The 3,654-nt window shown below is 71.9% G+C and carries 4 protein-coding genes; 1 reads left to right on the plus strand and 3 read right to left on the minus strand.

Annotated features, from left to right (window positions below; genetic code table 11):
• Positions 1-651: DUF559 domain-containing protein (locus ACOADB_RS04815; protein WP_378596795.1), on the plus strand; the 651-nt coding region annotated here is incomplete at its 5' end.
• Between the two features lie 47 nt (positions 652-698).
• On the opposite strand, the gene glpX is transcribed toward ACOADB_RS04815, so the two are convergent.
• The 3 genes from glpX to ACOADB_RS04830 form a co-directional block, all read right to left on the minus strand.
• On the minus strand, positions 699-1,712 hold the full coding sequence (glpX, locus tag ACOADB_RS04820; RefSeq protein ID WP_378596796.1) for a class II fructose-bisphosphatase: 1,014 nt from the start codon (positions 1,710-1,712) through the stop codon (positions 699-701).
• 69 nt (positions 1,713-1,781) lie between these two features.
• A complete protein-coding gene (locus tag ACOADB_RS04825) occupies positions 1,782-2,822 on the minus strand; it encodes a sulfate/molybdate ABC transporter ATP-binding protein (protein ID WP_378596797.1) in 1,041 nt (346 codons plus the stop codon).
• Positions 2,819-3,604, minus strand: a complete 786-nt coding sequence (locus ACOADB_RS04830) for an ABC transporter permease (protein ID WP_378596799.1) — start codon at positions 3,602-3,604, stop codon at positions 2,819-2,821. Before ACOADB_RS04830 ends, ACOADB_RS04825 begins: the two co-directional genes overlap by 4 nt.
• Between the last annotated feature and the right edge of the window lie 50 nt (positions 3,605-3,654).

Genomic DNA, 3,654 nt, shown 5'->3' on the forward strand with positions numbered 1-3,654 from the left:
GAGCTCCCGCACGTGACCCTGGCGCGCGGACGCCAGGTTGCGCCGGACCTCGTCGGTCGGGCGCAGTGGCATCGCTGCGACCTGCATCCTTCGGAGATCGAGGCGGGGATCGTCACCTCGAAGGAGGTGACGCTGATGCAGTGCCTGCGAACGCTGCCGCCAGATGAGGCGCTGGCCATCGCGGACTCCGCTGCCCGCGCCGGGGAGTGGTCCCTGCTGCGGCGCGTGGCGGCGTCGGCTCGTGGCCCGGGCAGCCGACAGCTCCGGGAAGTGGTGAGCGCCGCCAGCGACCAGGCCGCCAACCCGTTCGAGTCGGTGCTTCGCCACATCTGTTCGACCGTGCCCGGTCTGGGCATGGTGCCTCAGGTGTGGATCGAGAGCCACGAGGGACCGGTGCGCCCCGACCTGGTCGATCGCGACAACAGGATCATCGCCGAAGCGGACTCGTTCGAGTGGCATGGCGGGAGGGCGGCCCTGCGTCGTGACGCTCGGCGCTACAACCTGCTCGTGATCGACGGTTGGTGGGTGCTGCGGTTTGCGTGGGAGGACGTCATGTTCGACCCCGACTACGTCCGCCTGGTCCTCACGCAGACCGTGCTCCTCGCACAGCGATCCACCGAACTGCCGTGCCGGCGGTGCGACGCTGCCTGATCGCGCCCCGTCGCTCGCCGTTGGGTGGATCGGACTACGAGCAGGCGTCAGTCGAACGCGATGCTGGAGTAGCCGCGCAGCTTCGAGAGCTGGTGCTCCGAGGTGATGGTGCGGATCGTGCCGCTGCGCGAGCGCATCACCAGGGACTGGGTGGTGGCGCCGCCGGCGCGGTAACGCACGCCGCGGACCAGCTCGCCATCGGTGATGCCGGTCGCGACGAAGAAGCAGTCGTCGCCGGTGACCAGGGTGTCGGTGGTGAGGATGAAGTCGGGGTCGAGGTTGTGGCCGGCGTCGATGGCGCGCTGGCGCTCCTCGTCGTCGGTCGGCCAGAGCCGGCCCTGGATGGTGCCGCCGAGGGCCTTCATCGCACAGGCCGCGATGATGCCTTCGGGAGTTCCGCCGATGCCGAGCATCAGGTCGATGCCGGTGTCCGCGCGGGCGGCCATGATGGCGCCGGCGACGTCGCCGTCGGAGATGAACTTGATCCGCGCACCGGTGGCCCGGATGTCCTCGACCAGCTGGTCGTGGCGCGGGCGGTCGAGCAGCACGACCGTGACGTCGGACGGGTTGGAACCCTTGGCCTTGGCAACCTGGTGGATGTTCTCGGCGACGGGGTAGCGGATGTCGACGACGTCGGCTGCCTCCGGTCCGGTGACCAGCTTCTCCATGTAGAACACCGCGGACGGGTCGTACATGGTGCCGCGCGGCGAGACGGCGAGGACGGCGATGGAGTTGGCCATGCCCTTCGCGGTCAGGGTGGTGCCGTCGATCGGGTCGACCGCGACGTCGCACTCGGGTCCGGTGCCGTCGCCGACCTGCTCGCCGTTGTAGAGCATCGGGGCGTTGTCCTTCTCGCCCTCGCCGATGACGACGGTGCCGTTCATGCCGATGGTCGAGATCATCACGCGCATGGCCTGCACGGCCACGCCGTCGGCGCCGTTCTTGTCGCCCCGGCCGACCCAGCGGCCCGCTGCCATCGCGGCGGCCTCCGTGACGCGCACCAGCTCGAGGGCGAGGTTGCGGTCGGGTGCGGGCGGCTCCACGGTGAGGGCGTCGTTCATGGGGCGAACCCTATCTGGACGAAGCGTCCAGTCGTGACTTTGGAGGGCGTGCCGGACAACGTCTCGGTGCTAGTGCGCGTAGACGTCGACCTCGGTCGCCTTGACCACGAACGTCGCGATCATCCCGGGGGCCAGCCCGAGCTCCGCCACCGACGCGAGCGTCACGTCGGCGGCGAGGTCTCCGGCGCGGACCCGCACCACGTCGCCGACGGGTTCGAGCTCGGTGATCTGCACCGGGATCGCGTTGCGCGGACTGCCCCCTGGTGCGTCGCGGTGCACGGCGACGGCGGAGGGCCGGAAGACGGCCACGGCGGCGGAGCCGTCGAATGGTGCGGGGTCGGCGGCGGTGCCGTGCAGCACGGTGCCGTCGGGTCGTCGTACGCCTTCGGGGGTGGCGAGGCCGGACACCAGGTTCAGGCCGGCGAAGCGGGCGGCGAACGCGCTCCGCGGCCGGGAGAGTACGACGTCCGCCGGGCCCTGTTCCGCGATCCGACCGCCCTCCATCACCACGACCCGGTCGGCCAGGAGCAGGGCGTCGAGGACGTGGTGGGTGACGATCACGGTGGTGCGGTCGGCGAGGACCCTGCGGAGCAGCTGGCGCAGCGCGGGCGCGACGGAGATGTCGAGCGCGGCCATCGGTTCGTCGAGCAGCAGCAGCCGGGGCTCGGCCGCGAGGGCGCGGGCGACGGCGACGCGCTGGGCCTGGCCACCGGAGAGCTGCGCGGGTCGCCGGCCGGCCAGGTCGCCGGCGTCGACCTCGGCGAGCCAGCGTTCGGCCGTGGTGCGTGCCTCCCGTCGGCTGGCGCCGGTGCTGCGGGGACCGAACGCGACGTTGTCGAGGATGCTCAGGTGGGGGAAGAGTAGCGCCTCCTGGGCCAGCAGGGCGGTGCGGCGGGCGTGGGGCCGGACCCAGCGGTCCGGTCCGGTGACCTCCTCGCCGCCGATCACGACACGGCCGGTGTCGGGCCGGAGCAGGCCGGCGAGCACGGCCAGTGCGGTGGACTTCCCGGCGCCGTTGGCGCCGAGCAGCGCGACGGTCTCGCCCTCGGCGACCTCGAAGGCGATGTCGACGCCGCGGTCGGCGACGGTGGCCTCGATGAGGGCACTCATGATGCCGCCCGAGGACGGACCAGGCCGATGACCAGGACGGCAACCACGACGAGCAGCAGGGACATCGCCACGGCAGCGTCGGCGTCGGTCGCGCGGAGGTTGTAGATCAGCAGCGGCAGGGTCCGGGTGGTGCCCTCGAGGCTGCCGGCAAAGGTGATCGTCGCGCCGAACTCGCCGAGGGAGCGGGCGAAGGCCAGCACCGCGCCCGAGGCGAGGCCGGGGAGGACCAGGGGCAGCGTGACGCGGCGCAGCACGGTGGTGGGTGCTGCGCCGAGCGAGGCGGCCACGACGTCGTACTTCTCTCCAGCGGTGCGCAGCGCCCCTTCGAGGCTGACCACCAGGAAGGGCAGGGAGACGAAGGTCTGGGCGAGGACGACCGCGATGGAGGTGAACGCGATGCGCACCCCGAAGGCCTCGAGGTGCTCGCCGAGCAGGCCCTGGCGGCCGAAGGTCGCGAGCAGGGCGATGCCCCCGACCACCGGGGGCAGGACAAGGGGCAGCAGGACGACCGAGCGGAGCAGCCCCAGCCCCCGGAACTCGCTGCGCGCGAGCACCACAGCGAGGGGGACGCCGAACAGCAGGCACAGCAGGGTGCTGGCGGCGGACGTGCGGATGCTCAGGCCGAGCGCGGACATCGCCGCGTCGGAGGTGATCAGCGAACCGAAGTCCGCCCAGTTGATGCGGGTGGCCAGCGAGGCCACCGGGAGCACCACGAACACGACGGCCAACAGCGCCGGGATGAACACCCAGCGCGGCAGGCCGACGTGGCGAGTACGAGTCATGACGCCGGCGGTCCGAACCCGGCGTCGGCGAACACCTGCTGGCCCTCGGC

The organism is Nocardioides sp. CPCC 206348 (genome assembly GCF_048654705.1).
Lineage (GTDB): Bacteria > Actinomycetota > Actinomycetes > Propionibacteriales > Nocardioidaceae > Nocardioides.

Bases quoted from the DNA above. Each gene is read 5' to 3' on its own strand.
- ACOADB_RS04825 (WP_378596797.1), bottom strand. From the start codon at position 2,822: ATGAGTGCCCTCATCGAGGCCACCGTCGCCGACCGCGGCGTCGACATC.
- ACOADB_RS04830 (WP_378596799.1), bottom strand. From the start codon at position 3,604: ATGACTCGTACTCGCCACGTCGGCCTGCCGCGCTGGGTGTTCATCCCG.
- glpX (WP_378596796.1), bottom strand. From the start codon at position 1,712: ATGAACGACGCCCTCACCGTGGAGCCGCCCGCACCCGACCGCAACCTC.